This is a genomic window from Komagataeibacter diospyri (genome assembly GCF_006538165.1).
Taxonomy (GTDB): Bacteria; Pseudomonadota; Alphaproteobacteria; order Acetobacterales; family Acetobacteraceae; genus Komagataeibacter; species Komagataeibacter diospyri.
Map to the genome: position 1 here is coordinate 1 of NZ_BDLU01000056.1, position 24487 is coordinate 24487.

Here is a 24487-nt window from a genome sequence, read left to right on the forward strand (position 1 = left end):
TCCGGCGGAACCCGCCAGCCACATCACGACCGAGGGCGAACTCATCTGGCTTATGGACAAGGCGGCGGCGGGACAATAAGTGGCACGGTATCGTGTTTGTGCGATACGGATCACGGTTCAATAAAAACGACGGGGCACCCGATGGCGGGATGCCCCGCAGGAGAGGAAGCAGCGCATGTCCACCCAGAATGCGGACCCACGGGCAGAACTGAAGCGCAAGGCAGCGATCGAGGCGGCCGACATGGTCAGGGAAGGCATGGTGGTTGGCCTTGGCTCGGGCAGCACATCGGCCTTCATGATCGAGGAACTTGGCCGTCGCTGGGCAGAAGGGCTGCGTTTCGCCGCCATTCCCACATCCGAACGCTCGGCCGAGCAGGCGCGCTCGCACGGGATCAAGCTGGTGACGTTCGCAACCCATCCGCAGATCGACATCGATATTGATGGCGCGGATGAGGTGGAACGCGGTTCGCTCAACCTGATAAAGGGGCTGGGCGGGGCGCTGTTCCGTGAAAAGATCGTGGCTGCTGCCTCACGCAAATTTGTGGTCGTGGTGGATGACAGCAAACTGGTTGACCGGCTGGGCGCACGTGTGCCCGTGCCGGTGGAGGTCGCGACCTTTGGCTGGACCGCCACGGCGCGGCAGATCGAAGCGCTGGGCGCGCGGATCACCCAGCGTATGGACCGTAGCGGCAACGTGTTCGTAACCGATGGGGGCAACATGATCCTTGACTGTCATTTCGGTGAAATCGCCAGTTCCGCGCAGTTGCAGGCGCAGCTTGCGCCGATCGTGGGTGTGATCGAGACCGGGCTGTTCATCGGCCGGACATCCGAAGTGATCGTGGCGACCGCCACGGGACTGCAGAAACTGGTTGCGGCATGACCGGGCGGGAACTGCAGGACCAGGGCATCCGGCCGCAGGTACTGGTCATCATGGGTGTGTCGGGCTGCGGCAAGACCACGCTGGCGGAAGGGCTGCACAACCTGCTGGGCTGGCCCTATCAGGAAGGCGACATGCTGCATCCGCGCGCCAATGTGGAAAAGATGGCGGCGGGTATTCCCCTGACTGATGCGGACCGTCTGCCATGGCTGCAGGCATGCCATGAATGGCTGTTGGGTCGCGTGGCGTCGGGGCAGGGGGGAATCCTGACCTGTTCCGCGCTGAAGCGGTCGTACCGCGACCTGCTGCGGGCGGACGGGGCGGCGGATGTCGTGTTCGTCTATCTGGAAATTCCCGAGGATGTTCTGGCCGAACGCCTGCAGCGCAGGCGCGGGCACTACATGCCGCCCAGCCTGCTGCCCAGCCAGCTTGCCACGCTGGAGCCACCAATGGCTGATGAACACCCGGTTGTCGTGCATCTGGAAGAAACCCCTGCCGACCTGATTGCCGAGACCATCGGCCTGCTGCGGCAGCGTTTCCCCGAACATACTCCCGAAAAGGGATAGATGACCGATATGCATGCGGTCCTGTTTGTCTGCATGGGCAATATCTGCCGCTCCCCCCTGGCGGAGGCCGCATTCCGCGCGGCTGCCGACCGGGCGGGACTGCCGGTCATGGTCGATTCGGCGGGGACGGGCAACTGGCATGCAGGCGCGCCCCCTGACCGGCGGGCCTGCGCTGTTGCCCGCAGGCATGGCATCGACATCACCCGTTATCGTGCGCGGGTGGTGACAGTGGCAGATTTTGACCGCTTTACCCACATCATTGCACTGGATCACGCCAACCTTGCGCATCTGATGGACATGAAACCGGCGGGCAGCCGGGCGCAGGTCTCGCTGTTGCTGGACCATGTGTCCGAACGTAAAGGCCATGCCGTGGCCGATCCGTATTACGGGGACGCCAGCGGGTTTGACATTACATGGCGCGACGTTACGGCGGGTGCTACGGCGCTGGTGGAAAAACTGCGGCGCGACACTCCATGACGCGCCTTGCCCGGCACGGTGCGGCCCTGCTGGGGGCAGGGTTGTGGAACTGGCATCCGCTGCCCGGGGGTGACGTGGCGCAGGTATTGCTGGTCTACCTGAATGATGGACGCAGGGTCGTGGTCAAGCATGGGCCTGACCCTGTGGCGGAGGCCGCCATGCTGCGGGCCCTCGGTCAGACGGGCGCGCCTGTGCCGGATGTGCTGGCGGTGGATGAAGACGCGCTGGTGCTGCAATACCTGCCCGCCGATGGCCGCCTGTCCCGATGCTGGGACGATCTGGCACGTGTGCTTTCGCGTGTACGCTCGGGACGGCCCGATAGGGACAATGCCCGTTATGGCTGGTCCGCGGACTATGCTTTTGGCTCCGTAACAGTGCGCAATGACTGGACGGCGACATGGCCTGATTTCTGGGCGCGTCAGCGTATCGGCGTGCATCTGGCGCATGTGCCCATCGACCTTGCCCACCAGCTTGAAAACCTGATGCGCCGCCTGCCTGACCTGCTGCCCGCAACCCCCGCGCCGTGCCTGCTGCATGGTGACCTGTGGGGCGGGAACGTGCTGGTATCGGGCCAGCATGTGACGGGGCTGATTGATCCATGCTGCTATTATGGCCATGCCGAGGTCGACCTTGCCACGCCGGGCGTGTTTAGCCAGCCGCCTGCCGGATTTTATGCCCGCCATGGTGGGCTGGAGCGCGGGTATGAGGTCCGTTTCGCCATTTACCGCCTGTGGACCGCGCTGGTTCACCTGCGTCTGTTTGGCGAAACCTACCGGCCTATGGTGGCACAGTATCTGAATGATGCCGGGATGTAGGACGCAGAAAGTTTTTGGTGAAGCTTTTTGCAGAAGCTTTAAAGCACGCCGCCTTTTTTCAAGAAGGCGGCACGCGAAAACTTTTTATCATTCATCAATCATGCGGAACGGTAGCGCGCCAGCCAGTGGGCATAGGGTGCGGGCAGAACCCATGCCGCGTCCTCACGTCCCAGCGCCCGTGCCGCCGCATACGGCCAGTGCGGGTTTTCAAGGAAGGGGCGACCGATCATCGCAAGATCGATCTTTTCCTCGCGTACCAGCCCGTCAATGGCGGGGGCGGTGCCCAGATACCAGCTTGTGGCGACCGGCAGGCCGGTTTCGTGCCGCACGCGCTGGGCGACCGGGGCCATGAAGGCCGGCCCCCAGGGGATCTTTGCCGTGGGCGTGGAAAAGCCAATGCTGACATCAAGGAAGTCCAGACCCGATTCGCGAAAGACCTTCGCGACCGCAATGGCGTCCTGCAATGTCTGTTCGTCGTGGCCGTCGAATTCGATCATGCCCAGACGTGCGCTGAGCGGCCGGTCCTCGGGCCAGACGGTGCGCACGTCGCGCAGGGTTTCCACCAGGAAGCGCGCACGGTTTTCAAGGCTGCCGCCATAACTGTCATTACGCTGGTTGGAATGGGGGGAAAGGAAACTCTGCGCCAGATAGCCGTGGGCGAAATGCAGCATGAGCCAGCCAAATCCCACGTCACGCGCACGCACCGCTGCGGCTACGAAGTCCTGCCGCACGCGGGTTATGTCGGCCATCGTCATGGCGCGGGGCACCTTGGACAGGCCATCGCCAAAGGCAATGGCGGACGGGGCGATGGTGTCCCATCCACGCGGGTCATCGGCGACGATGTGGTCGTCGCCTTCCCACGGGCGGTTGGCGCTGGCCTTGCGGCCTGCATGGGCGATCTGGATGCCCGGTACGGCCCCCGCGTCGCGCATGGCGCGCACCAGCGGGCGGAAGGCTTCGGCCTGCGCATCATTCCAAAGGCCAAGGCAGCCTGGCGTGATGCGTCCTTCGGGTGATACGGCGGTGGCTTCCACCACAACCAGCCCGCTGCCACCACGGGCAAGGGTGGGGTAATGCACATTGTGCCAGTCATTCACCATGCCATCGCGCGCCATGTACTGGCACATGGGGGACACGGCGATACGGTTGCGCAGGGTCTCGCCCTTGAGGGTATAGGGGGAAAATAGATCGGTCATGCCCGTTGGCTCCGTCATGCGGGAAACTGGCCACAGACTGGGCATGTTGGCGGCATGACGCAATGCATGCGGTCATGCTGAAACGGCAGGACAGGTTTCAGTGGAAACCGATCAGGCATCAGATTTTTATTGTAAAGGAATGCACCGTAAAATGGCGCGAGTGACGGGGCTCGAACCCGCGACCTCCGGCGTGACAGGCCGGCGCTCTAACCAACTGAGCTACACCCGCATCCGTTACCGCCCCGCGGGGCTGCAACCGTTCGGTGAAAGGGCAAATAACAGGCTGGCCCCGTCATGGCAACAGGGCAGGCAAAAAAAAACGCCATGACATTCATGTTCATGGCGTTTTGTCTGTAACCAGGACGGATCAGGCAGGGATTTCCACGCCATCCAGCGTCACGGCCACGCCATGTACGGTTGCGGCGACGCGCACGGCGGCCTGGATCTGTTCGGTCGTGATGCCTGCTGCACGCAGCTGGCGTTCATGGCTTTCCATGCACAGGCCACAGCCATTGATGGCGGAGACCGCCATGGCCCACAATTCGAAATCCGCCTTGTCCACGCCGGGGTTGGCAATGACGTTCATGCGCAGGCGGGCTGGCATCTTTTCGTAATCGCCGCCAACCAGGTGCACGAAACGGTAATAGACGTTGTTCATACCCATGATGGCGGCAGCCGCGCGTGCGGCCTGCAGGGCTTCGGGTGACAGTTTCGGACCGTATTCCGCCACCAGGGCGTGTGTGACCGCCGGGTTGCGTGATGCGATGGCGGACGCGATGAACGTGCCGCCCAGCTGCTGCGGCGTCAGCACGAAGTCATTGGCAAGGGAGCCAAGGTTCAGCTTCAGGTCCTTGGCGTAGTCGGGCAGGGCAGCCTTGAGGGAGTCGATGGACATGGACGGGTTCCGTGTGTTGCCAGTGCGTGATGGTGGTGCGCCACCTGTCCCGATCCCTGCGGGCGGGACACGGATCGGGACAGGCGGCGTGGCCGCCCCGCATGGTGCGGGACAGCCGGTCGTGCGGGATCAGGCCTTGAGAAAGGCGTCGCCCTTTTTCCAGTTGCACGGGCACAGCTCGTCGCTCTGCAGGCCATCAAGGATACGCAGGACTTCCTGCGGGTTGCGGCCAACCGACAGGTCATTGACGCTGACGTGGCGGATGATGCCCTGCGGGTCCACGATGAAGGTGGCGCGCAGCGCGGCCCCTGCCTGCTGGGCCATCACACCACAGCTTTCGATCAGCTCGCGCTTGATGTCGGACAGCATGGGGATTTCAAGGTTCTTCAGCTCGGCATGGTTCAGGCGCCAGTTCAGGTGTACGAACGCGCTGTCGATCGATACGCCGTAAACCACCGCGTCACGGTCCTTGAATTCACCGGCCAGCTTGCCGAACGCCACGATTTCGGTCGGGCAGACAAAGGTGAAGTCCAGCGGCCAGAAGAAGACGACCTTCCACTTGCCTTCGTTGGATTCATCCGTGATCTGGACGAAATCGCCCTTGAGGCCTTCGGGACCACCGGGAACGGCGCTCAGGTTAAAGGCGGGAAACTTGTCACCGACTGTCAGCATCAGGGTGATCTCCTGTTGGGGTTATATATGGCCGGGACGGGCGCGCCGCCCCGCGGGCTGTATCTATGCCGGGAGTGATGCTATCATGCCATTGAATAATTTACATATGCATGATCGGAATTATCGATGCTTCCGATGCCCTCCGCACAGCAGTTGCGGTACCTCGTCACCCTTGCCGAACTGCGCCATTTCGGCCGGGCGGCAAAGGCGTGCGCGGTGACACAGTCCACGCTGTCCGCCGGGATACTGGCGCTTGAACGCCAGATGGATGTCAGGCTGCTTGACCGTGACGTGGGCAAGAAGGTCGTGTTCACCCCGTTGGGGGACAAGGTGGTCGTGCGCGCCCGCACGGCACTGGAGGCGCTGCAGGACGTGCTGGACGTGGCCGTGGCCTCCCGCGAGCCGATGAGCGGCCTGCTGCGCCTTGGCGTCATTCCCACCATCGGCCCGTTTGTCATGCCGACACTGGTGCGCCGCCTGCCCGAAGCCTATCCGCAGCTGCGCCTGTCGCTGAACGAGGACATGACCCATAACGTGATGGAAAAGCTGGCGGCAGGGCGACTGGATCTCGTGCTGCTGGCCATGCCGTGTGACTGCGCCGATAGCGAGACGCTGCCCCTGTGGCGCGATCCCTTCATGGTGGTCATGCCGCGCGACCATGCGCTGGCGCACCTGCCGGACGTGCCGGTGCGCAGCATCATGCATGAGCGGATGATCCTGCTGGAGGATGGGCACTGCCTGCGTGACCAGGCGCTGGCCATGTGCCGGCAGGTCCGGGGCTGGACCCAGCCGGAGGACGAGGCGGAATGTACCGTCAGTTCGTTGTACACCATGGTGGAAATGGTTGCGGCGGGCATGGGTCTTGCGCTGCTGCCCCGGCTTGCGGTCGAATCCGCGCTGATGACGGGACAGGATGTGGTGGTGCGTCCGGTGACCGGCGCGCAGGCCTGGCGTACCATCGGACTGGCATGGCGGCCCCGGTCGCCCCGCACCGCCGATTTCCAGACCATTGCCCCGTTTTTCGTGCCGGATTCGATCACAGATACGATTTTACGCCTGTAAATGACGCCAGAATCCGGCCCGCCAGTTGACTCTTGGCGCAGGCAGGGGTATTCGGGCGCCTCTTTGGCGGTATTCCGCCGTTAGTCGAGGGTCGGATCATGAAAATCAGAAACAGCCTGAAATCGGCCAAGGTTCGGGACAAGGACTGCCGTGTGGTCCGTCGCCGTGGCAAGGTCTACGTCATCAACAAGAAGAACCCCCGCATGAAGGCCCGTCAGGGCTGATTGCCGGACGGCCTTGACCGTCAGGTTCATCTTTGAACAGCCGCAAAGCTGCGCAGGCAGGTTTTTAGGAACCTGTTTTCGTGGCTTTTCGTGCGTACCCATGGTTCTGGCCGTGATCCTGATGGGACACAGCCTGCAGGCCCATGCCGCCCTGCCGTCGCACGGGGTGGACCAGCACGCCGGTCCTGCCGCCATAGGCGGCCATCCCCCCGGCAGGGGGAAGGCGGATGCCGAGCCGTCGCTGGATGATCTGGAAACCGAACTGGCGCATGCTTCAACCGCCCGTGGCGCACATGACCTGCTGACCCGGATCGAGCAGATACGCCAGAAGGACCTTGCCCCCACCACCAGCCTGCTGCTCAAGCGCGCGCAGGATGATCTTGACGCCCAGCGCCCGCTGGATGCGGTGCAGGACATGGATGATGCCCTGCTGCTGCAGCCGGAGGTGGAGGTGCTGTGGCGCAACCGTGCGCAGGCCCGTCTGGCCGCAGCCAATCCCGATGGCGCGGTAGCCGATCTTGGCGTCGCACTGCACCATGACGGGCGCGACGTGACTGCCTGGAAGATCCTTGAAGATACCGAGGAGCAGCGTGGCGACTGGCAGGCGGCATGGAAAGCATGGCAGCATGTGCTGCAGCTTGATCCCACCATTCCAGACGCAGGCCATGAAACAGAGCGTCTGCGCCTGAAGGCCTTCGGGCAACCCACCTGATCTTAAGAAGTTTTTTGATGAAGCTTTTTTCAAAAAGCTTCAGGGGAACGCCACCTTCTTGAAAAAAGGCGGCATCCGGAAACTTTTATTATTTCATGTCAGATCGTGGCACTGCAGCAGGCAAGGACCGCGTTCCTGATCCAGGAATGCAGCGACAGGCCGCCAGAGGTGGCCTGTCGCCATGTGCCGTCCGTGGTGGATCAGCGATCCGTCAGGCGGAATTCGATGCGCCGGTTGCGGGCAAGGGCCTCGGGTGATGTGCCGTGGTCCAGCGGCTGGTAATCGGAAAAGCCGGTTGCGGCCAGATGGTGCGGGTCGATCCCTTCGGCAATCAGCAGTTTGACCACTGTAATGGCACGGGCGGATGACAGTTCCCAATTGCTGGGGAAGGCGGTGTGAATCGGCTGGCGGTCGGCATGGCCATCCACGCGCAGGATCCAGGGTACATCGGATGGGATCTGGGCTGCCACCTGACGCAGGGTCTTGGCCAGTACCTTGATTTCCGCCGCTCCTTCCGGTGAAAGCTCGGCGCTGCCGACGGGGAACAGGACCTCGCTCTGGAACACGAAACGGTCGCCGACAATCTGCACGCCTTTGTGGTCCTGCATCACGCTGCGCAGGCGACCGAAGAATTCGGAACGGTACTGCTGTAGCTGCTCGACCTTTTTCGCCAGCGCCACATTCAGCTGCATGCCCAGATTGCTGATTTTCTGGTCGCGGTCATGCACCTCGTTCTCGGTCACTTCCAGTGCGGTACTGATGGCGGCCAACTGCGCGCGCAGCTGCGCCACCTGGTCATCCAGCGCCGTGGCGTGGGCCTGCGCACTGTCGCGCTCGCTGGTCTGCTGGTTCAGCTGCGCGGTCAGCGATGTCGCGGTGGCTACATCGGCATCATGCGCCTTGTGCAGGCTGGCGACCTCGCCCTGCAGGGATGTTGTATGACTTTTTTCAAGGGAGAGCATCTGCCCCAGCTTCGCCACCTCGCGTTCAAGCTGGTCAAGGGCCTGCTGGCGCTTGTTCAGTGTGACGGACAGGAAAGCCTGCCCCAGCACAAAAACAAGCAGCACGAATATGATGACCATCAGCAGCGTTGACAGTGCGTCAACATAGCCGGGCCATGCATTCAGTTCGGAACGGATCGAGCGACGGGAACGGCGCGCCATGGGATGAACCTCAGCCTTGGGATACGGTCAGGAAGCGGAGTGGTTCGTTCCGGGGGCGCTTGCGGCGATGGTGCGTGCAAGCAGGCGCAGGTCGTTGCGAATGTCGGTTGCGATCTGCTCCCGTCCCGCGGCGGATTCCTGCACCAGCCGGGCCAGCAGGGATTCGATGCCCTGCAGGTGCTCCTCGCCCCGGCTGTCCGCCAGCTGCGCCAGACGGTCGTTCAGCGCGGTGAGCAGGCGCTGTTCCTGTGCACGGGTTTCCTCGCTGCGGGCCAGCAGGATCTGGAGTTTTTCCATGTTTTCGGCGGTGTGTTCCAAAAGCGCCTGCACATAGGCCGGAATGCTGGCGTCATTGCCGCCAACCTGCAGCCCGCCCGCCGAAAGGCGGGTGATGGTGGCCAGCCATTCTTCCAGTTCGTTGAAGAAGCGCGTCTGTGCCTGTCCTGCCGTAAGATCCAGAAAACCCAGAACCAGCGCGCCCGCCAGCCCGAACATGGACCCCGAAAACGCGGTGCCCATGCCATGCAGCGGACCCGCCAGCCCGGATTTGAGCTGGTCGAACATGACGGTAGTGTCCCCGCTCCCTACCGACATGTTGCCAATCACGTCGGCAATGGAGCCAACTGTCAGCAGCAGGCCGTAGAACGTGCCCAGCAGGCCAAGGAAGATCAGCAGCCCGGTCAGGTAGCGTGACAGTTCGCGTCCTTCATCCAGGCGCGCCGACAGGCTGTCCAGCAGCGACTGCATGACCGGGGCGGACAGGGTCAGCCTGCGCCCCTTGTCATGCGTGGCCAGCATGGACGCCATGGGGGCCAGCAGGCGCGGCGGCGGCGGGGTAGTCAGGCCTTCGCGCGGGTGGCGCAGGATGTTGACCCAGCGGACTTCGGGGATCAGCCGCAGGATCATGGAAATGTTCCACCCGATGCCCAGCAGCAGGATGCCGATGATCAGGCCATCAAGATAGGGATTGTTGCAGAAGGCCTGATACAGTGTGGAGGAAAGCAGGGCTGTGACAACCCCGACCGCCAGAAGGAACAGCAGAACCCGGACAAGATAGGTGGTCGGTCGTGTCACGCAGTGGTTTCCTTAACGCGAAGGTGAGCCTGTAGCGTTTGAGGCCACCACACCCGAACGGGTGACGTCAATACAATCCGCGCCCGCCCCGTGCGCATTTTCATCGGGCAGGCCCACCGCGCGGACATAGATACGCGTGGGTGCGATACCGGCGTGCAGCAGCACCGAACGGGCCGCAAGCCCGCGCGACAGCGCAACACGGCGGGGTGTGGACGGATCATCGGCGCGGCCTTCGCCGTAGGCCGCGATGCTGATGTGCTGGTCGGGCAGCTTCTGCATGACTGTGGCAAATGTTTGCAGCGCCGAAATCATGCGTGAATTCATATCCGCTGACTGCGTGGTGAAGTGCAGGCGCGTACCGCCGGCAATCCGTTCCGCCCGCCCGCGCGCCTGCGGGTCGGCCTTGACCTCGGGCGGCATGGGAAAGGGATGCTGCGGCACATGCAGTTCCGGTGGCCGCAGGACGGGATTGGCGGGCGGTTGGGTCGCGACCGGTGGCAGGGAGGCGATGGCCGCAGGCGATGCAATGGCCGTGGCGGGCGCGTGGCTGCCGGGAATATCTCCGGTGGCACTGCCGCCAGTGCCGCTGGCACCCGCCACGTTGCCGTTGCCCGTTGTCGTGCTGGTCGTGGTGCCGGTGGGGGAGGCGGACATGCTGCCGCCATCGGGCAGCATGGCGGGGCGTCGTGGCGCGCCCAGCGCATCAAGTGCATTCCTGCTGGTCGTAACCTGCGCATGGGCACCAGCAATGGGGGCGGACAGCCCGACTGCCACGGCGCCCAGTACGATCAGCCCACGCAGGGAGCGGCGGTGAAAAGGGGAGGATATGTATTGCATCGTGTCCGGCAGGCTACCGGGCGACGGGCGGGGGCGCAATCGGCAAACGGGTCACACCCGCGCCCCCGGACATCAGGCGATGCTGCTGGCCACCAGTTCGCGCAGCGGTCCATGCAGCTGCGGGTTGCCCGCGACCGCGTCGATGGAGGCGCCAAGGTCATTGAGGTCAATGCCTTCAGGATCGGTGGCGTAACCACCCGCTTCACGCACCAGCAGGATGCCGGCCGCGCAGTCCCACGGCTTGATGCCCATTTCCCAGTAGCCATCATAACGCCCCGCCGCGACCCATGCGAGGTCGAGCGCAGCTGCGCCGAATCGGCGGATACCAGCTACCTGCGGCATGAGCGCGCCCAGCGTGCGCGCGAACGACAGGCGGTTGCGGGCCGAAACCCTGGCAAACGGGATGCCGGTTGCAAACAGGGCCTCGTTCATCGACCGGCGGGCGGATACGCGCAGCCTGCGGTCGTTGAGGAACGCCCCCACACCCTTTTCGGCCCAGAACATTTCGTTGGCGGCCGGGTTGTACACCAGGCCCGCCACGATCTCGATCGTGCCATCGGGCAGGCGGCGCTGCAGGCCGATCGAAATGGCCCAGTGCGGGATGCCGTGCAGGAAGTTGGTCGTGCCATCCAGCGGATCGACGATCCAGCGCCACGTCCACCCCTCATTCCCCGAGGCACCGCTTTCTTCCATCAGGAAGGCATAGCCGGGGCGGGCGCGCGCCAGTTCCTCGCGGATGGCGGTTTCGGCCCGCAGGTCGGCCTGCGACACGAAATCGCCAGGGCCCTTGATGCTGACCTGAAGCTGCTCGACTTCGTTGAAGTCACGCAGAAGACGGCGTGCAGCCTTCTGGGCAGCGTTCTGCATCACCGTCATATGGGGAGAGAGTCGCATTGCCACGGTGATCGGTCCTGTCTGGTTCGTGCGGTGGAACGGAGGGTCGGGGGTTTGAAAAACCGGCCCGTGCGGGATGGGGACACCCCGGCACGGGCTGGTGGATGGTCAGGACTTGGCGCGTTCGACGTAGGTGCTGTCCTCGGTGCGGACCACGATACGCTCACCCGCTTCGATGAAGGGGGGCACCATGGTCTTGACACCGTTGGACAGGCGCGCGGGCTTGTAGGACGAGCTTGCGGTCTGGCCCTTCACCACGGGGTCGGCCTCGACCACTTCCAGTGTGACCTGCGCGGGCAGGACGACGCCAACCGGATCGCCTTCGACCAGGTTCAGCACCAGCGTCATGTTGTCCTGCAGGAACGGCGCCTGGTCACCCAGCAGGTCCAGCGGCAGGATCAGCTGTTCGAACGTTTCGGGGTCCATCAGCACGATGTTGTCGCCGTCCATGTAGGAGTAGGTGTATTCCTTCTCCTCGGTCATCAGGCGCTCAACGGTGTCGGCGGTGCGCCAGCGTTCGTTGGTCTTGTTGCCGGTCTTGAGGTCGCGCATCTCCACCTGGATGAATGCACCGCCCTTGCCCGGCGTGATGATCTGCTGCTTCAGGACCGTCCAGCGACGGCCGTCGTGCTCAATAACCTGTCCGGCGCGGATCAGGTTTGCCTGCTGCTTCATGGTGGTCCCTGTATGGTTGTGGGAAGTATGGCGGTTCGGCTTCTAGCGCCCCACGCGCGTCAGGGCAAGGTTGCGGGCTGTCTTTTCAGCCGGGTTCGCGTGCAAGCCGGTGTATTGTGCCATCGGGCGCACGCACCCGCAGGGCGCCGTCCGGACCTGTATGCAGGTAATCGGGGGCAATGGGCACCTTTCCGTGACCGCCGGGGATATCAATTACATAGGTTGGCCATGCAATGCCCGTCACCCGCCCGCGCAGGGCGGCCAGAAGGCGCTGCCCCTCACGGATTGGCACATGAAAGCGCGCGGTCCCGGGGGCGGGATCAAGCTGGTGCAGGTAATAGGGGCGGATGCGGGCGGCCACCTGTGCGCGCAGCAGGGCCTCGAGCGCTTCGGGTGTGTCGTTGACCCCGCGCAGCAGCACGGACTGGCCCAGCACCGGAATCGCGCGTGCCTGCACGCGGCGGATGGCGGCGCGGGCGGAGGGGGTGAGTTCACGGGCATGGTTGACATGCGCCACCAGCCATATGGAACGCGTGGTTTCCAGCGCATCTGCCATGTCGTCATTCAGACGCGCGGGGTCGGCCACCGGCACGCGGGAATGGATGCGGATGGTGTGGATATGATCCATTCCCTCCAGCGCCGTCATGATCGCGCGCATGCGACGCGGGGACAGCATCAGCGGATCACCCCCGGTCATCACGACTTCATGAATGTCGGTATGGGTGCGCAGCCAGTCCAGCGCCCGTTCAAGGGCCGCGTCATCCAGCACGCCCCCGCCGGGGCCGACATGTTCGCGCCGGAAGCAGAAACGGCAGTACAGCGGGCAGACCAGCAGCGGCTTGAGCAGCGCGCGGTCGGCATAGCGATGCACGATTCCCGGTACGGGGGACAGGGCGTCATCTCCGATCGGGTCGGGGTTTTCCGTCGGGTCTGTATGGCATTCCGTAACGTCAGGTATGACCTGCCGCCCGATCGGGTCATCGGGACTTTCGATCAATCCGGCAAATGCAGGCGGGATGGCGGTTGCGTACTGCCGGGCCACCTGTTCCAGCGCCGGGACCTGCGTGGGGGTAACCAGTCCTGCTTCCAGCAGGTCCGTTACGGTGCGCAGCGTGCGCGTGGGGGGATTGACCGATGATGCCATGCCGGGGCTGTACTGCGCCCGCCTGTCCGCTGCAACCGGAGATCCCGCCCATGCCCGATTCTATCGCTCCCCATCCCGATTCCGCCCGTATTGCCGACCGGTTGCCGTTCCTGCTGCGGCGTAACCTCGTGCTGCGTGGCGTCCGGGCGTTTTTTGACGCGCGTGGGTATGTGGAGGTGGAAACCCCCTATGCCGTGCCGACTCCGGGTGAGGAAGTCCACCTGAAGGTGTTCCGCACCGAACGGGCGGGTGCGGATGGTACCCGCCAGCCGCTATGGCTGCACACCAGCCCGGAATTCGCCATGAAGCGGATCGTGGCGGCTACCGGCCTGCCGGTGTACCAGTTGGCCCGCGTGTGGCGGAATGCGGAAGGCAGCAGGCTGCATGCGCATGAATTCACCATGCTGGAATGGTATCGCCCCGGCGCCACGCTAGCTGCCTTGATGGACGAAACGGAAACCCTGCTTCGTGGCGTCCTGCCGCCCGTTGTGAGGGCTGGCGGCGATGACATCAGTATCAATGCCCCCTTTGAACGGCTGCGTGTTGCGGATGCATTCCATCGCTACGCCGGTGTGGACATTCTGGCGAACGAGGGGGATGCCGTATCCCTTGCCCGTGCGGCAGGCTGCGACCTGCGGCAGGGCGAGACATGGGAAGACCTGTTCTTTCGCCTGATGATGGCGCGGATCGAGCCGCATATCGGCCGTACGCGCCCTACCTTCCTGACCCACTGGCCGGCAAGTCAGGCGGCCCTTGCGCGCCGTGACCCGGCGGATCCGCGCGTGGCGCTGCGTTTTGAACTGTATGCGGGCGGGATCGAACTGGCGAATGCGTTCGAGGAACTGACCGACAGCACCGAACAGCGCCAGCGTTTCGAGGCCGACCGTGCGCGGCGGCTGGCGCTTTATCCCGATGAAGCCGGTCTGGACTGGCCGGTGGATGAAGCCTTCCTGTCTGCACTCGACCAGCTTCCGCCATGCGCGGGGATCGCCCTTGGTCTTGACCGGCTGGTGATGCTGGCGGCAGGCACCGGGCGGATCAGTGATGTGCAGTGGATGGGGGAAGGCTGAAGAACAAGAAGTTTTTGGTGAAGCTTTTGTCAGAAAGCTTCGAAGAACGCTGCTTTTTAGAAAAAGGCGGCACCCAAAAACTTCTGTTATTTTTTAAATGGTTTCCGCCGCCGAGATTGCCGCGTTCATGGCGCGTACTCCCGCACCCGGCCCATCGGGGTGGGACCAGACCGCGCTGATGACCGACAGGAAATCAGCCCCCGCACGCACCAGTGTCGCGCAGTTATCGGGATTGATGCCGCCGATGGCCACGACGGGCAGTTCGATCATGCTGCTCCACCATGTCAGCAGGGCGGGATCGGCGCGGATTTCGGTTTCCTTGGAAGGGGAGGGGAAAAACGCGCCAAACGCCACGTAATCGGCTCCGGCCTCACCCGCGCGCAGGGCCATGTCGCGGCTGTCGTAGCACGAAACGCCCAGTTGCAGTCCGTCACCCAGTATGCGCCGGGCCGTGTCCACATCCGTATCGTCCATGCCCACATGCGCCCCGTCACACCCGCAGGCGACGGCAAGGTCGGGCCGGTCATTCATGATGAAGGCCACGTCACGCGCATGGGCCACGGGCTGCAGAACGTCCACCGCACGGCGGATCGTGTCATCATCCACGTTTTTCAGGCGCAGTTGCACGGCCGCAACCGGGCCTGCGTCCAGCGCCTCGGCCAGACGGGGGGCGAACGCCGCCGGATCAAGCGATTCGGGGGTGATGAGGTAAAGCTGGCAATCAGTCATGTCGGATTGATCCTATGCCACCATCGGGATGGCGAACAGCCCCCGGCATGGCATGTGCCCGCAGGTACTGCTCCAGAACATGCCCGGCGCCGCGCAGGGGCAGGTCCAGCGATGCGGGGCGTTGCGCCATGATGTGCCCGCCCGTAACCTGCGCCAGTGACACCAGGGCACGGTGCTGTGCCGCAGGTACATGCGCGATGACGCCACCCAGTCCCGCGCGCAGGGCTGCTGCGGCATGGCCCGCCGCCTGCCCGCAATCCAGCAGGGCGGGCAGCGGGCAGTCCGTCACCAGCGCCACCCACCATGGTACCCCCATGACGCATCCGGCACCTGGAGGGGAAACCACGGTGCAGTTCACGCGTAACGATGCGGCCATGGCCATGACCAGTCCCAGGTCATGCGCGCAGGAAATGGTGACGCAGGGGGCAGGGCGCATAGAATGGTCATGTTTGTCGATCATGCTTGACGTTGAAACCGCACCGCGCGATCAGTTCAAGGGGAGGAACGAGGGAAAGGATGAACGTGTCTGATATTATCATGCCACCGGGGCAGGAAGTCGCCCCTTCCTCCTCGGAGACCGGGCAGGACCCGGTGGATCGTCTTGAACTCGCCCTGAACCGTATTGCCTTCGCCCTTGACCGGCGCGCGGAACTGGCGTCCATCGCCCGTCCGTCCGGGCCAGAGGTGGACGTGCAGGCGCTGGCGGCCAATATAGATGTCCTGATCGCCCGCGTGCGTGACGTGCTGGGCGAAGACGAAGCTGACAGCGGGAAGGAATAACGGCCATGAGTCAGGTGACCGTGCGCATCAACGGCTTTTCCTATGCCGTGGGCTGCAAGGAAGGGCAGGAAAAGCACCTGCAGGCCATGGCGCAGGAAGTGGAACGGCGTATCGACCGCATCCGCGAACTGGGTGGCCATAGTGGTGAAGGCCGCCTGCTGGCCCTTGCCGCCCTGCTGATGGCTGATGAAATCCATGACCTTACGGCGGAAAAGATGTCTTCCGATACCGCCCATCAACTGGCGGCGGGCCGTCAGGCGCGGATCGAGAACGAACGCCGCCGCGATCAGCTGGCGCATCTGGCTGAACGTGCGGAAAACATTGCAGCCGCGATGGAAGAAGACTAGATTGCAGGGGCGGGGCTGCCGGGTGCGTCAGGCATGATTCAACCCCTGGGCCGATAAGCACTTCCTAGGGAGCTGGCACTGTCGTGACCGTGGTCACGTTACCTGGCGCCCACCTGCGTCAGCAGGTCCGGGAGGGCTGATCCGACCAACGGCCATGGCGGCTCCGTATATGTTTTCATGACCTCTCTTGATCCCGAATCGTGGCCTGTCGTGCGTGCCAAACAGGCCCTGCGCCACCAGATGACGCACCACCGGCAGGCTTTCGCAACCAGCCCCACCCGCGCCGGTGCGGAAGAAGCCCTGTGTCACCGTATGGTGCGTGGCCTGCGTGGCATGGCCGGGGCAGGGGACTGTATCGCCCTGGTCTGGCCCCTGCCGGGGGAAAGCGACCTGCGCCCGGTCATGCAGGTCCTGCATGCGGACGGGCTGTGCATCGCCCTGCCGGAAACGCCGCCACGCGGGCACCCTCTGGTCTTTCGCCGCTGGCAGCCCGACTGTCCCATGCAGTCCGGACGCTATGGCACCTTTCATCCTGATGGTCCTCCCATGCAGCCTGATGTGGTGTGCGTGCCGCTGCTGGCGTTTGACCGGCGTGGCATGCGGCTGGGATATGGCGGGGGATATTACGACCGCACGCTCGCACGCCTGCCGCGTGCGCGGACGGTGGGGTTTGGCCTGTCCTTTCAGGAAGTGACATGTATTCCGACCGGCCTGTATGATGTGGCATTGCCCGCGATCGTGACCGAACGCGAATGGATCCGGTGTCGTGGCGACGGGCGTACACGGTAACAAAGGCTGTTTTCTTGAGAATACTGTTTCTGGGTGACATTGTCGGGCGCGTGGGGCGCGAGGCCGTTATTTCCCGCCTGCCCACCCTGCGGCGCGATCTTGCACTCGACCTTGTGGTGGTAAACGGGGAAAACGCCAGCCATGGTTTTGGCCTGTCGCCCGCCATCGGGCGTGACCTGCTTGAAGCGGGGGCCGATGTCATCACGCTGGGTAACCATAGCTGGGACCGTCGTGACCTGATTGGCCATATTGACAGCGAACCCCGCATCATCCGTCCCGCCAACTACCCGCCCGGCACGCCGGGGCAGGGTAGCGTGGTGGTGGAACTGGTGGATGGCCGCAAGGCGCTGGTTGTCAGCGTCATGGGCCGCCAGTTCATGGATGCGATGGATGACCCGTTCCGCTCCGTTACCGATATCCTGTCGCGCCACCGTCTGGGTGTGACCATGCATGCCGCCGTAGTGGATATTCATGCCGAAGCCACGAGCGAGAAATGGGCCATGGGTCATTTCCTTGATGGCCGGGTCTCGCTGGTCATCGGCACCCACACACACACGCCCACGGCGGACCACCGGATTCTGTCGGGTGGCACCGCGTTCCAGACCGATGCGGGCATGTGTGGTGATTATGATAGCGTGATCGGTATGGGCAAGGACGCGGCCATCGCCCGTTTCGTGCGCAAGATGCCTGGTGACCGTCTGCAACCCGCCGAAGGGGACGCCAGCATCGCGGGCATGATGGTTGAAACTGATGATGCCACCGGCCTTGCCCGTCGCATGGCTCCGATCAGGCAGGGTGGTCATCTGGCGCCGACACTGCCGGATTTTTAACGTATACATCACTGATGGGAATAAAATTTGGGGCTGCCTTTTTCAAAAAGGCAGCATTTTTCTGAAACTTTTTAAAAAAGCTTCACCAGAAACTTCCTGCGGACTGCCTTGTGAAGCAGATCCCAAAAAAGAGGTTTGCAAAGGCAGGTGACCTTTGCCGGGTTTCAGGGCAGTGCCCTGAGGAAACGTGCGCCTCGGGCAGGGTGTGGCAGCAGCCCTGTCCTGTCCCTGTCGTCGGTTACCGGAACGCCGGTTCGTCAAACCCGCGCAGCTTGCGCGAATGCAGGCGGTCCACACCCTGCGCGCGCAACTGCTGCATGGTTTCGATCCCCACCACCAGATGCTGGCGTACGCGTTCACGGTAGAAGGCATTGGCCATGCCGCGCAGCTTCAGTTCCCCATGCAGCGGCTTGTCCGATACGCACAGAAGCGTGCCATAGGGTACGCGGAAACGGAACCCGTTGGCTGCGATCGTGGCCGATTCCATGTCCACCGCAATGGCACGGGATGTGTTGATGCGGGTGAACAGCGCGCCAAGCCGCAATTCCCAGTTGCGGTTGTCCGTCGTCATGACCGTGCCGGTGCGCAGGCGTGTCTTGACTTCGGCATCGTGCAGGCCGGTCACGCGCGCGGTCACGTCCTGCAGCGCCACCTGCACTTCGGCAATGGGGGGCACGGGCACCCATGGTGGCAGGTCGTCATCCAGCACATGGTCATCTCGCAGGTAGCCATGCGCCAGCACGTAGTCCCCCAGCTTCTGGCTGCGCCGCAGTCCCGCGCAGTGGCCCACCATCAGCCAGCAGTGCGGGCGCAGCACCGCAAGGTGGTCGGTAATGGTCTTGGCGTTGGCGGGGCCGACGCCAATATTGATCAGCGTGATGCCATCCCCATCGGGGCGGCACAGGTGGTAGGCGGGCATCTGCGGCAGGCTCTGACCCGCATGGGTGGCCGTATGCGGGGTGTCGCGGGTATGGATGATTTCGCCTGGTTCGACAAAGGTGGTGTATTCCGATCCCGCATCCACCTGCGCATGGCCGTATTCGCGGAATGCATCCACGTAACGCTGGTAATTGGTCAGCAGGATGAAGCGCTGGAAATGGCGTGGGGCGGTGCCGGTGTAATGGTGTAGCCGCGCCAGCGAGTAATCGGTGCGCGCCGCCGTAAACAGCGCCAGCGGCCGGGGTACGCCGGGGCGGGGGATGTAATCGCAGTTGGCGATCGAATCATCGGTGACATGCAGGTCCGGCAGCGCGAAATGCGACTGGATCCATGCAAGGTCGGATTCGGTCAGCGACGTGACCGCTTCTTCCGTCACATAGGGCAGCGGGATCGGCTGGTTCGACAGCCCGACCATGACCGGTGTCCTGTAATGGCGCAGCAGGCTTTCGATCTGTTCGCGCCAGTAATCGGCAAACAGCGCGGGCCGGGTCAGGGTGGTGCCGTAAAATCCCGGCTCCAGCACTACGTCAAAGGGGGGACGGGGGCCATCGGGTGGCAGGGCGGCCTGCGGCATGAAAGCAAGGTAGGGATAGACCGCATCCGCAAGGCCCGTGGTGTCGCGGGTGGTGAAGGCGTGGCGGACCAGTTCGCCCGCATGGTCATACAGTTCGGTAATGCGGGCCACGGCGGCGTCAGCCGTATCAAACGGCTGGAAGTCACGTCCGACCTGCTGCAGGAGGTCTGCTGTATCCATGGCGGGTCTCTCCGTCTGCCTGACGCGCCTAGCGGCGGATCAGGATGTAGTTGATGGTCAGGTCAATGGGGAAGGTATCCCCCTGCATGTCCGGCGGCACGGGCGGTAGCTGCGCGTTGCGGAACATGCCCACGGTCGCTGCGTCAAGGTAGTACGACCCTGACTGCCCTGTCAGGCGCACCTTGGTGACATGGCCATCGCGGTCCAGTTCCACATGCACCGAGGACGGGCCTTCCTCACCCGCGCGGGCGGCTTCCTCGGGGTAGTACATGTGGCTGCGGATCCAGCGGTCGAGTTCGCTGCCATAATCATCGCTGACCCCCTTGATCTGCGTATTGGTGGAATAGGGGGCGTTGACCTGCCCGTTCTTGACCAGCGGGCCAAGCGACAGGTCGATCGGGCTGCCCGTGCCGCCTGCACGGCCACGCTGGTTGCGGCGTGGCAGCGGTGATTGCGACAGCGACCAGTTACGGGGATGTTCCAGCGCCCTGTAATCCGTGGCGGAGGAATGGCTGTGCGACTGCTGTGCGGGGTGGTTGCCGTGGCCCGAACTCTGCATGGACGGATTGAATGTGTCCTGCCGTTCGGACTGCGGTACCGACAGGTCGGATGGCGCGTCACTCAGCGGCGGGGCGGCGGGAACTTCCGGTGTGGGTATGTTGGGCGAAGGGGAGGAATCCTCGTCGCTCTGCTGCGGATTGGGGGTCTTTTCCTGTGCGCTGGGTTCGGGCTGGTCCTGCTGCTGCCTGGGCGCGTTCTGGCCGCCCGCCATATCGGGTGAAGACTGTCCCTGCATCCCGCTGGATGTCGGGGGCGAAAAGACCATTTCCACCTGCGGCTCCGACTGCGTGGCGTTGGGGGAGCCGTGCTGGCTGTGATGGGCGGATTCAATCAGGATGGTCGCCAGAAGGGCCGCGTGCAGCAGCCCCGATATGGCGATGGCCCGGCCGGGACCGGGGGTTTCTTCCGTATCCGGACGGATCAGGCCCGACATGGTGGGGCGCAGCTTGCGGTATCCCGGTGGCTGCGGCACGGCCACGCCCGCCAGCAGCCGTTCGCGGTCGGGTGGCCGGTACTGGTCCCCTGCCGTATCGGGCGGCAGACTGGCGCCGGGCTGCGTGCGGCGTGGGATCAGTACGGGCTCCACGGCATTGCGCCGCCGGGAGGAGGGACTGAGTGTCACCGTCATGAAAGGCTACGGGTCTCCGCCATGTTGGTCTGTTGCCGGGGCCGCGCACCTGCCTGCCCTGTTATATCGCCAGCATAACCGACGCGGATGGGGGGTCTGTCAAGGACCGGATGTGTAACGGAAGGCGGTTCAGTAACGTTCAGTAAAATTTTCCAGCAGTTCCGCAAATCTTTCAGGGTTTTCGACATGCAGCCAGTGCCCGGCCTGTTCGATCAGTTCCAGCCGGTAACACGGAAACAGCCGGCGCATGATGCCATAATGCTCCGGGCGGATATAGGGGGAATTCCCCCCTGCCAGGAATAGCGTGGGACCGGGATAGGTATAGCCTTCGGGGATATAGGGCCAGTTTTCCACATTGGGCAGCGATTCCACGATTTCACGCAGGCCGATGCTCCAGCCCGGATTTTCCCCCACCCGGATGTTCTGCAGCATCAGTGCGCGGACATCCGTGTTGGGAATGTAGTGCTGCAGCAGCCTGTCCGCCCCCGCGCGGTTGAGGAAGGGCGGGAACGGCACCCGCAGCATCTGCTCACCCAGCGCGAACTGACCATGCCCGGTGCGCGCGGGCGGGATGTCGGCCACCAGCAGACTGTGCACCATGCCCGGCCGGGTCAGCGCCAGCGTCATCGCAACCTTGCCGCCCATGGAATGGCCTACCAGGGTCGCGGGCAGCGCATTGTGGTGGGCCAGCGTTTCCAGCAGGTCGGCGGCCATGGTGTAGTAATCCATAAGCCCGTGCGGGCTGTCGCCATGGTTGCGCAGGTCGATGGCCAGCGTGCGGCGGGTGGTGGCAAGCCGGCGCTGGAAGAAGCCAAGGTTGCGCGCGCGCCCGAACAGGCCATGAAGCAGGACAACAGGGGGACGTCCGGCCGTGTCGGGGGTAATGTCTTCTGGTCCGCGCTCAATGACGTTCAGTAGCACCGGCTGTGTCCCTATCGTCCTGTCGTGTCCGCAGGCAGGTGCTGCAGGTCCAGCATGATCTTGCCCATGTGTGTTCCGTTTTCCATGAGTTTATGGGCATCGGCAACCCGCGCAAAGGGGAAGGTGGCATGGATGATGGGGCGGATGGCCCGCTGTGCGAGCAGTGGCCACACCCGTTCTTCCAACTGGCGGGCGATGGTCGCCTTGCAGGTAGCGTCACGCGGGCGCAGCGTGGTGCCGGTCACCACCAGCCTGCGGGTCATGATGCGCGCCAGGCTGACGCCATCGGCCTTTGCCCCGCCCTGCAGGGCGATGATGACCAGTCGTCCCGCCATCGCCAGTGACCGCAGGTTGCCATCCATATATGCCCCTCCGATCATGTCCAGTATGACGTCCACGCCCCGACCATCCGTCAGTTCCTTTATGCGATCAGGAAAGGTTTCGGTCCGGTAGTTGATGGCGGCGGTGGCGCCAAGGGCGGTGCACAGTGTGCATTTGTCGTCCGTGCCCGCCGTGGCGTAGACCGTGCCCCCCATGGCGCGGACCAGCTGGATGGTGGTGGTACCGATGCCGCTGGTGCCCCCATGCACCAGCACGCTTTCCCCCGGTTTCAGGTCGGCAGTCATGAACAGGTTGGACCAGACGGTGAAAAAGGTCTCGGGCAGGGCGGCCGCATGGATGGCGTCAAAGCCCGTGGGCCATGGCAGGCACTGGCCCACGGGCACGGCGCAGTACTGGGCATAGCCCCCGCCATTGACCAGAGCGCATACCCGCGCGCCGATGGCGGGGAAGGCGCCTGCGGGCACGTCCGGTCCGGTCGCCACGACTTCGCCCGCTACTTCCAGCCCCAGCAGGGGGCTGGCCCCCGGCGGTGGGGGATACAGTCCCTGACGCTGCATGATATCGGGCCGGTTGATGCCCGCCGCCATGACGCGGACCAGTACCTCGCCCCCTGTGGGCCGGGGCACAGGCAGGGTGGAAATGCACAGGGCATCGGGACCGCCGGGCTGGCTGAAGGTAATGGCCTGCATGGTGTCGGGTATGGCTTGGGTCATGTCTGTCCTCGTGAGGCGTGTACGTGCGGCATGCAGGCCTCAAGGTGTAGGCGATATGGCGCGCAGGACCAGTGTGCATGACCGGGAATCGAGCAAACGTGTGCATTCCATCCCGGTTGCCCATTGCTGCGCGTGGTCGTGATGCAGACATGAAAAAAGCGCCGGAACCATATCGGTTCCGGCGCTTTTGCCTGACAGGCTTTCCTGTGGGGAAGCCGTTATCAGACGGAGTAGTACATTTCGAATTCAGCGGGGTGCGGCGTGTGTTCGAACTTGTAGACTTCTTCCCACTTCACGGCACAGTAGCTTTCGATCTGGTCCTTGGTGAACACGCCACCGGCCAGCAGGAATTCGTAATCGGATTCCAGTGCTGTCAGGGCTTCACGCAGGGAGCCTGCAACCGTCGGGATCTGCTTCAGCTCTTCCGGCGGCAGGTCATACAGATCCTTGTCCATCGCATCACCCGGGTGGATCTTGTTCTTGATCCCGTCGAGGCCGGCCATCAGCATGGCGGCGAAGGCAAGGTAGGGGTTCGCGGTCGGATCGGGGAAACGGACCTCGACGCGCTTTGCCTTCGGGCTGGTCGCGTACGGGATACGGCACGAAGCGGAGCGGTTGCGGGCCGAGTATGCCAGCAGCACGGGGGCTTCGAATCCGGGGATCAGGCGCTTGTAGGAATTGGTGGACGGGTTGGTGAAGGCGTTCAGCGCCTTGGCGTGCTTGATGATGCCGCCGATGTAGTACAGCGCCTCATCCGACAGGTCAGCATAGCCGTTGCCACCAAATGTGGGCTTGCCGTCGCGCCAGATGGACTGGTGGACATGCATGCCCGAACCGTTGTCGCCATAGATCGGCTTCGGCATGAAGGTCGCCGTCTTGCCATAGGAATGGGCGACGTTGTGCACGCAGTACTTGTAGATCTGCATGAAGTCGGCGGAGCGGACCAGCGTGTCGAACTTGGTGCCCAGCTCATGCTGCGACTGTGCGACTTCGTGGTGGTGCTTTTCGATGGGCAGGCCCATCTCGCCCATGGTGGTCAGCATTTCGGCGCGCAGGTCGCCTTCGCTGTCAACCGGGGCTACGGGGAAGTAACCACCCTTGACACCGGGGCGGTGGCCCATGTTGCCTTCGGGGTAGTCCTTCAGCGAGGCGCCGGGGCCCTCGATGCTTTCCAGCTCGTAGATGCCGAAGTTCGGGCCGGTGCCGAAGCGCACGCTGTCAAAGATGAAGAATTCGGCTTCGGGGCCGAAGAAGGCAGTGTCGCCCAGGCCGGTGGACTGCAGGTACTGTTCTGCCAGCTTGGCGGTCGCGCGGGGATCGCGGTTGTAGAACTGCCCGGTGGACGGCTCGACAATGTCACAGATCAGGATCAGCTGCGGCTTGGCGGAGAACGGGTCCATAACCGCGGTGGTCGGGTCAGGCAGCAGGATCATGTCGCTTTCGTTGATGGCCTTCCATCCTGCGATGGAGGAGCCGTCAAACATGAAGCCTTCGCGGAAGGTGTCTTCCTCGATCGTGGTGACGTACTGCGTGGTGTGGTGCCACTTGCCACGCGGATCGGTGAAACGCAGGTCAACCATTTCGACCGCGTTTTCCTTGATGATCTCAAAGACCTTCGCAATGGCCTTGGCGGAATGTGACGGCGTGGAGGCCGCGGCCGGGGCCTGTGCTTTTTTTGCCATGTTAATTTACCTGTCCTGACTTTGGTGTGCCGTTCCATGCGGCGCGGCGGCTATGGTTACGGAAACGGAAGGCTGCTGTCGATAGGCGTGCTGCCATGGGACCCATGTTTACGTTCCGG

General features: G+C 63.6%; 28 protein-coding genes, 1 tRNA gene, 1 other RNA gene and 1 pseudogene. 14 read left to right on the forward strand and 17 right to left on the reverse strand.

What is annotated here, in order from left to right; translation table 11 throughout:
* The 5 genes and pseudogenes from MSKU9_RS18850 to MSKU9_RS12920 all read left to right on the forward strand — a co-directional run.
* A pseudogene (locus MSKU9_RS18850) lies at nt 1-79 on the forward strand (6-phosphogluconolactonase); the annotation flags it as partial.
* 96 nt (nt 80-175) lie between these two features.
* A complete protein-coding gene (gene rpiA / locus MSKU9_RS12905; protein WP_141261821.1) occupies nt 176-880 on the forward strand; it encodes a ribose-5-phosphate isomerase RpiA in 705 nt (234 codons plus the stop codon).
* The gene (locus MSKU9_RS12910; protein WP_162851954.1) at nt 877-1443 is read left to right on the forward strand and encodes a gluconokinase; all 567 of its coding nucleotides are present in this window, start codon (nt 877-879) and stop codon (nt 1441-1443) included. The genes rpiA and MSKU9_RS12910 overlap by 4 nt, the downstream gene beginning before the upstream one ends.
* Nucleotides 1444-1920, forward strand: coding sequence for a low molecular weight protein-tyrosine-phosphatase (locus MSKU9_RS12915; protein WP_141261822.1), 477 nt, complete (start codon nt 1444-1446; stop codon nt 1918-1920).
* Nucleotides 1917-2735 (forward strand): fructosamine kinase family protein, encoded by an 819-nt coding sequence (locus tag MSKU9_RS12920; protein ID WP_141261823.1) that lies wholly within the window; start codon nt 1917-1919, stop codon nt 2733-2735. Before MSKU9_RS12915 ends, MSKU9_RS12920 begins: the two co-directional genes overlap by 4 nt.
* Before the next feature lie 98 nt (nt 2736-2833).
* On the opposite strand, the gene MSKU9_RS12925 is transcribed toward MSKU9_RS12920, so the two are convergent.
* From MSKU9_RS12925 to MSKU9_RS12940, 4 genes are all read right to left on the reverse strand, one after another.
* Nucleotides 2834-3931: an NADH:flavin oxidoreductase/NADH oxidase gene (locus MSKU9_RS12925; RefSeq protein ID WP_141261824.1), complete on the reverse strand. Its 1098-nt coding sequence runs from the start codon at nt 3929-3931 to the stop codon at nt 2834-2836.
* Between the two features lie 152 nt (nt 3932-4083).
* Nucleotides 4084-4160, reverse strand: a tRNA-Asp gene (locus MSKU9_RS12930).
* 138 nt (nt 4161-4298) lie between these two features.
* The gene (locus tag MSKU9_RS12935) at nt 4299-4826 is read right to left on the reverse strand and encodes a carboxymuconolactone decarboxylase family protein (protein ID WP_141261825.1); all 528 of its coding nucleotides are present in this window, start codon (nt 4824-4826) and stop codon (nt 4299-4301) included.
* A gap of 129 nt (nt 4827-4955) precedes the next feature.
* Entirely contained in the window at nt 4956-5498 is a 543-nt protein-coding gene (locus tag MSKU9_RS12940; RefSeq protein ID WP_141261826.1) for a peroxiredoxin, read from the reverse strand.
* A gap of 126 nt (nt 5499-5624) precedes the next feature.
* Here MSKU9_RS12940 and MSKU9_RS12945 point away from each other — a divergent pair, with 126 nt between their 5' ends.
* From MSKU9_RS12945 to MSKU9_RS12955, 3 genes are all read left to right on the forward strand, one after another.
* On the forward strand, nt 5625-6560 hold the full coding sequence (locus MSKU9_RS12945; RefSeq protein ID WP_141261827.1) for a hydrogen peroxide-inducible genes activator: 936 nt from the start codon (nt 5625-5627) through the stop codon (nt 6558-6560).
* A gap of 98 nt (nt 6561-6658) precedes the next feature.
* Nucleotides 6659-6784: a type B 50S ribosomal protein L36 gene (gene ykgO, locus MSKU9_RS12950; protein ID WP_003617324.1), complete on the forward strand. Its 126-nt coding sequence runs from the start codon at nt 6659-6661 to the stop codon at nt 6782-6784.
* A gap of 121 nt (nt 6785-6905) precedes the next feature.
* Nucleotides 6906-7496: a tetratricopeptide repeat protein gene (locus MSKU9_RS12955; RefSeq protein ID WP_370685931.1), complete on the forward strand. Its 591-nt coding sequence runs from the start codon at nt 6906-6908 to the stop codon at nt 7494-7496.
* 200 nt (nt 7497-7696) lie between these two features.
* On the opposite strand, the gene MSKU9_RS12960 is transcribed toward MSKU9_RS12955, so the two are convergent.
* From MSKU9_RS12960 to MSKU9_RS12985, 6 genes are all read right to left on the reverse strand, one after another.
* On the reverse strand, nt 7697-8659 hold the full coding sequence (locus tag MSKU9_RS12960) for a peptidoglycan -binding protein (protein ID WP_141261829.1): 963 nt from the start codon (nt 8657-8659) through the stop codon (nt 7697-7699).
* Between the two features lie 27 nt (nt 8660-8686).
* Nucleotides 8687-9733, reverse strand: coding sequence for a flagellar motor protein MotA (locus tag MSKU9_RS12965; protein WP_141261830.1), 1047 nt, complete (start codon nt 9731-9733; stop codon nt 8687-8689).
* 12 nt (nt 9734-9745) lie between these two features.
* A complete protein-coding gene (locus MSKU9_RS12970) occupies nt 9746-10570 on the reverse strand; it encodes an OmpA family protein (protein WP_141261831.1) in 825 nt (274 codons plus the stop codon).
* 72 nt (nt 10571-10642) lie between these two features.
* Nucleotides 10643-11464 (reverse strand): inositol monophosphatase family protein, encoded by an 822-nt coding sequence (locus tag MSKU9_RS12975; protein WP_162851956.1) that lies wholly within the window; start codon nt 11462-11464, stop codon nt 10643-10645.
* A 108-nt stretch (nt 11465-11572) separates the two neighbouring features.
* Nucleotides 11573-12139 (reverse strand): elongation factor P, encoded by a 567-nt coding sequence (efp, locus tag MSKU9_RS12980; protein ID WP_010510155.1) that lies wholly within the window; start codon nt 12137-12139, stop codon nt 11573-11575.
* Between the two features lie 85 nt (nt 12140-12224).
* Nucleotides 12225-13283 (reverse strand): lysine-2,3-aminomutase-like protein, encoded by a 1059-nt coding sequence (locus MSKU9_RS12985; RefSeq protein WP_141261832.1) that lies wholly within the window; start codon nt 13281-13283, stop codon nt 12225-12227.
* Between the two features lie 50 nt (nt 13284-13333).
* Here MSKU9_RS12985 and epmA point away from each other — a divergent pair, with 50 nt between their 5' ends.
* Nucleotides 13334-14353: an EF-P lysine aminoacylase EpmA gene (gene epmA, locus MSKU9_RS12990; RefSeq protein WP_141261833.1), complete on the forward strand. Its 1020-nt coding sequence runs from the start codon at nt 13334-13336 to the stop codon at nt 14351-14353.
* Between the two features lie 93 nt (nt 14354-14446).
* Here epmA and thiE read toward each other — a convergent pair whose 3' ends face one another.
* Nucleotides 14447-15082 carry a thiamine phosphate synthase gene (gene thiE, locus MSKU9_RS12995; protein WP_141261834.1) on the reverse strand — a complete coding sequence of 212 codons (636 nt, stop codon included), beginning with the start codon at nt 15080-15082 and terminating at the stop codon, nt 14447-14449.
* Nucleotides 15075-15542, reverse strand: coding sequence for a hypothetical protein (locus MSKU9_RS13000; RefSeq protein WP_227002495.1), 468 nt, complete (start codon nt 15540-15542; stop codon nt 15075-15077). The genes thiE and MSKU9_RS13000 overlap by 8 nt, the downstream gene beginning before the upstream one ends.
* Nucleotides 15543-15598: 56 nt before the next feature.
* Here MSKU9_RS13000 and MSKU9_RS13005 point away from each other — a divergent pair, with 56 nt between their 5' ends.
* The 5 genes from MSKU9_RS13005 to MSKU9_RS13025 all read left to right on the forward strand — a co-directional run bounded on the left by MSKU9_RS13005 (nt 15599) and on the right by MSKU9_RS13025 (nt 17828).
* On the forward strand, nt 15599-15862 hold the full coding sequence (locus MSKU9_RS13005) for a hypothetical protein (RefSeq protein ID WP_141261835.1): 264 nt from the start codon (nt 15599-15601) through the stop codon (nt 15860-15862).
* Between the two features lie 5 nt (nt 15863-15867).
* Nucleotides 15868-16209 (forward strand): cell division protein ZapA, encoded by a 342-nt coding sequence (locus MSKU9_RS13010; protein ID WP_141261836.1) that lies wholly within the window; start codon nt 15868-15870, stop codon nt 16207-16209.
* A 9-nt stretch (nt 16210-16218) separates the two neighbouring features.
* A non-coding RNA gene (gene ssrS, locus MSKU9_RS13015) (6S RNA) lies at nt 16219-16377 on the forward strand.
* A 9-nt stretch (nt 16378-16386) separates the two neighbouring features.
* Nucleotides 16387-16998 (forward strand): 5-formyltetrahydrofolate cyclo-ligase, encoded by a 612-nt coding sequence (locus MSKU9_RS13020; RefSeq protein ID WP_141261837.1) that lies wholly within the window; start codon nt 16387-16389, stop codon nt 16996-16998.
* A gap of 14 nt (nt 16999-17012) precedes the next feature.
* Entirely contained in the window at nt 17013-17828 is an 816-nt protein-coding gene (locus tag MSKU9_RS13025) for a TIGR00282 family metallophosphoesterase (RefSeq protein ID WP_141261838.1), read from the forward strand.
* A 238-nt stretch (nt 17829-18066) separates the two neighbouring features.
* On the opposite strand, the gene MSKU9_RS13030 is transcribed toward MSKU9_RS13025, so the two are convergent.
* The 5 genes from MSKU9_RS13030 to glnA all read right to left on the reverse strand — a co-directional run bounded on the left by MSKU9_RS13030 (nt 18067) and on the right by glnA (nt 24368).
* Nucleotides 18067-19521, reverse strand: a complete 1455-nt coding sequence (locus MSKU9_RS13030) for an AMP nucleosidase (protein WP_141261839.1) — start codon at nt 19519-19521, stop codon at nt 18067-18069.
* 28 nt (nt 19522-19549) lie between these two features.
* Nucleotides 19550-20710 carry an energy transducer TonB gene (locus MSKU9_RS13035; protein WP_141261840.1) on the reverse strand — a complete coding sequence of 387 codons (1161 nt, stop codon included), beginning with the start codon at nt 20708-20710 and terminating at the stop codon, nt 19550-19552.
* A 129-nt stretch (nt 20711-20839) separates the two neighbouring features.
* Nucleotides 20840-21631, reverse strand: coding sequence for an alpha/beta fold hydrolase (locus tag MSKU9_RS13040; protein WP_141261841.1), 792 nt, complete (start codon nt 21629-21631; stop codon nt 20840-20842).
* An 11-nt stretch (nt 21632-21642) separates the two neighbouring features.
* Nucleotides 21643-22686 carry an NAD(P)H-quinone oxidoreductase gene (locus tag MSKU9_RS13045; protein WP_193557702.1) on the reverse strand — a complete coding sequence of 348 codons (1044 nt, stop codon included), beginning with the start codon at nt 22684-22686 and terminating at the stop codon, nt 21643-21645.
* Nucleotides 22687-22907: 221 nt separating this feature from the next.
* Nucleotides 22908-24368 carry a type I glutamate--ammonia ligase gene (gene glnA, locus MSKU9_RS13050; RefSeq protein ID WP_110556571.1) on the reverse strand — a complete coding sequence of 487 codons (1461 nt, stop codon included), beginning with the start codon at nt 24366-24368 and terminating at the stop codon, nt 22908-22910.
* Nucleotides 24369-24487: the final 119 nt, after the last annotated feature.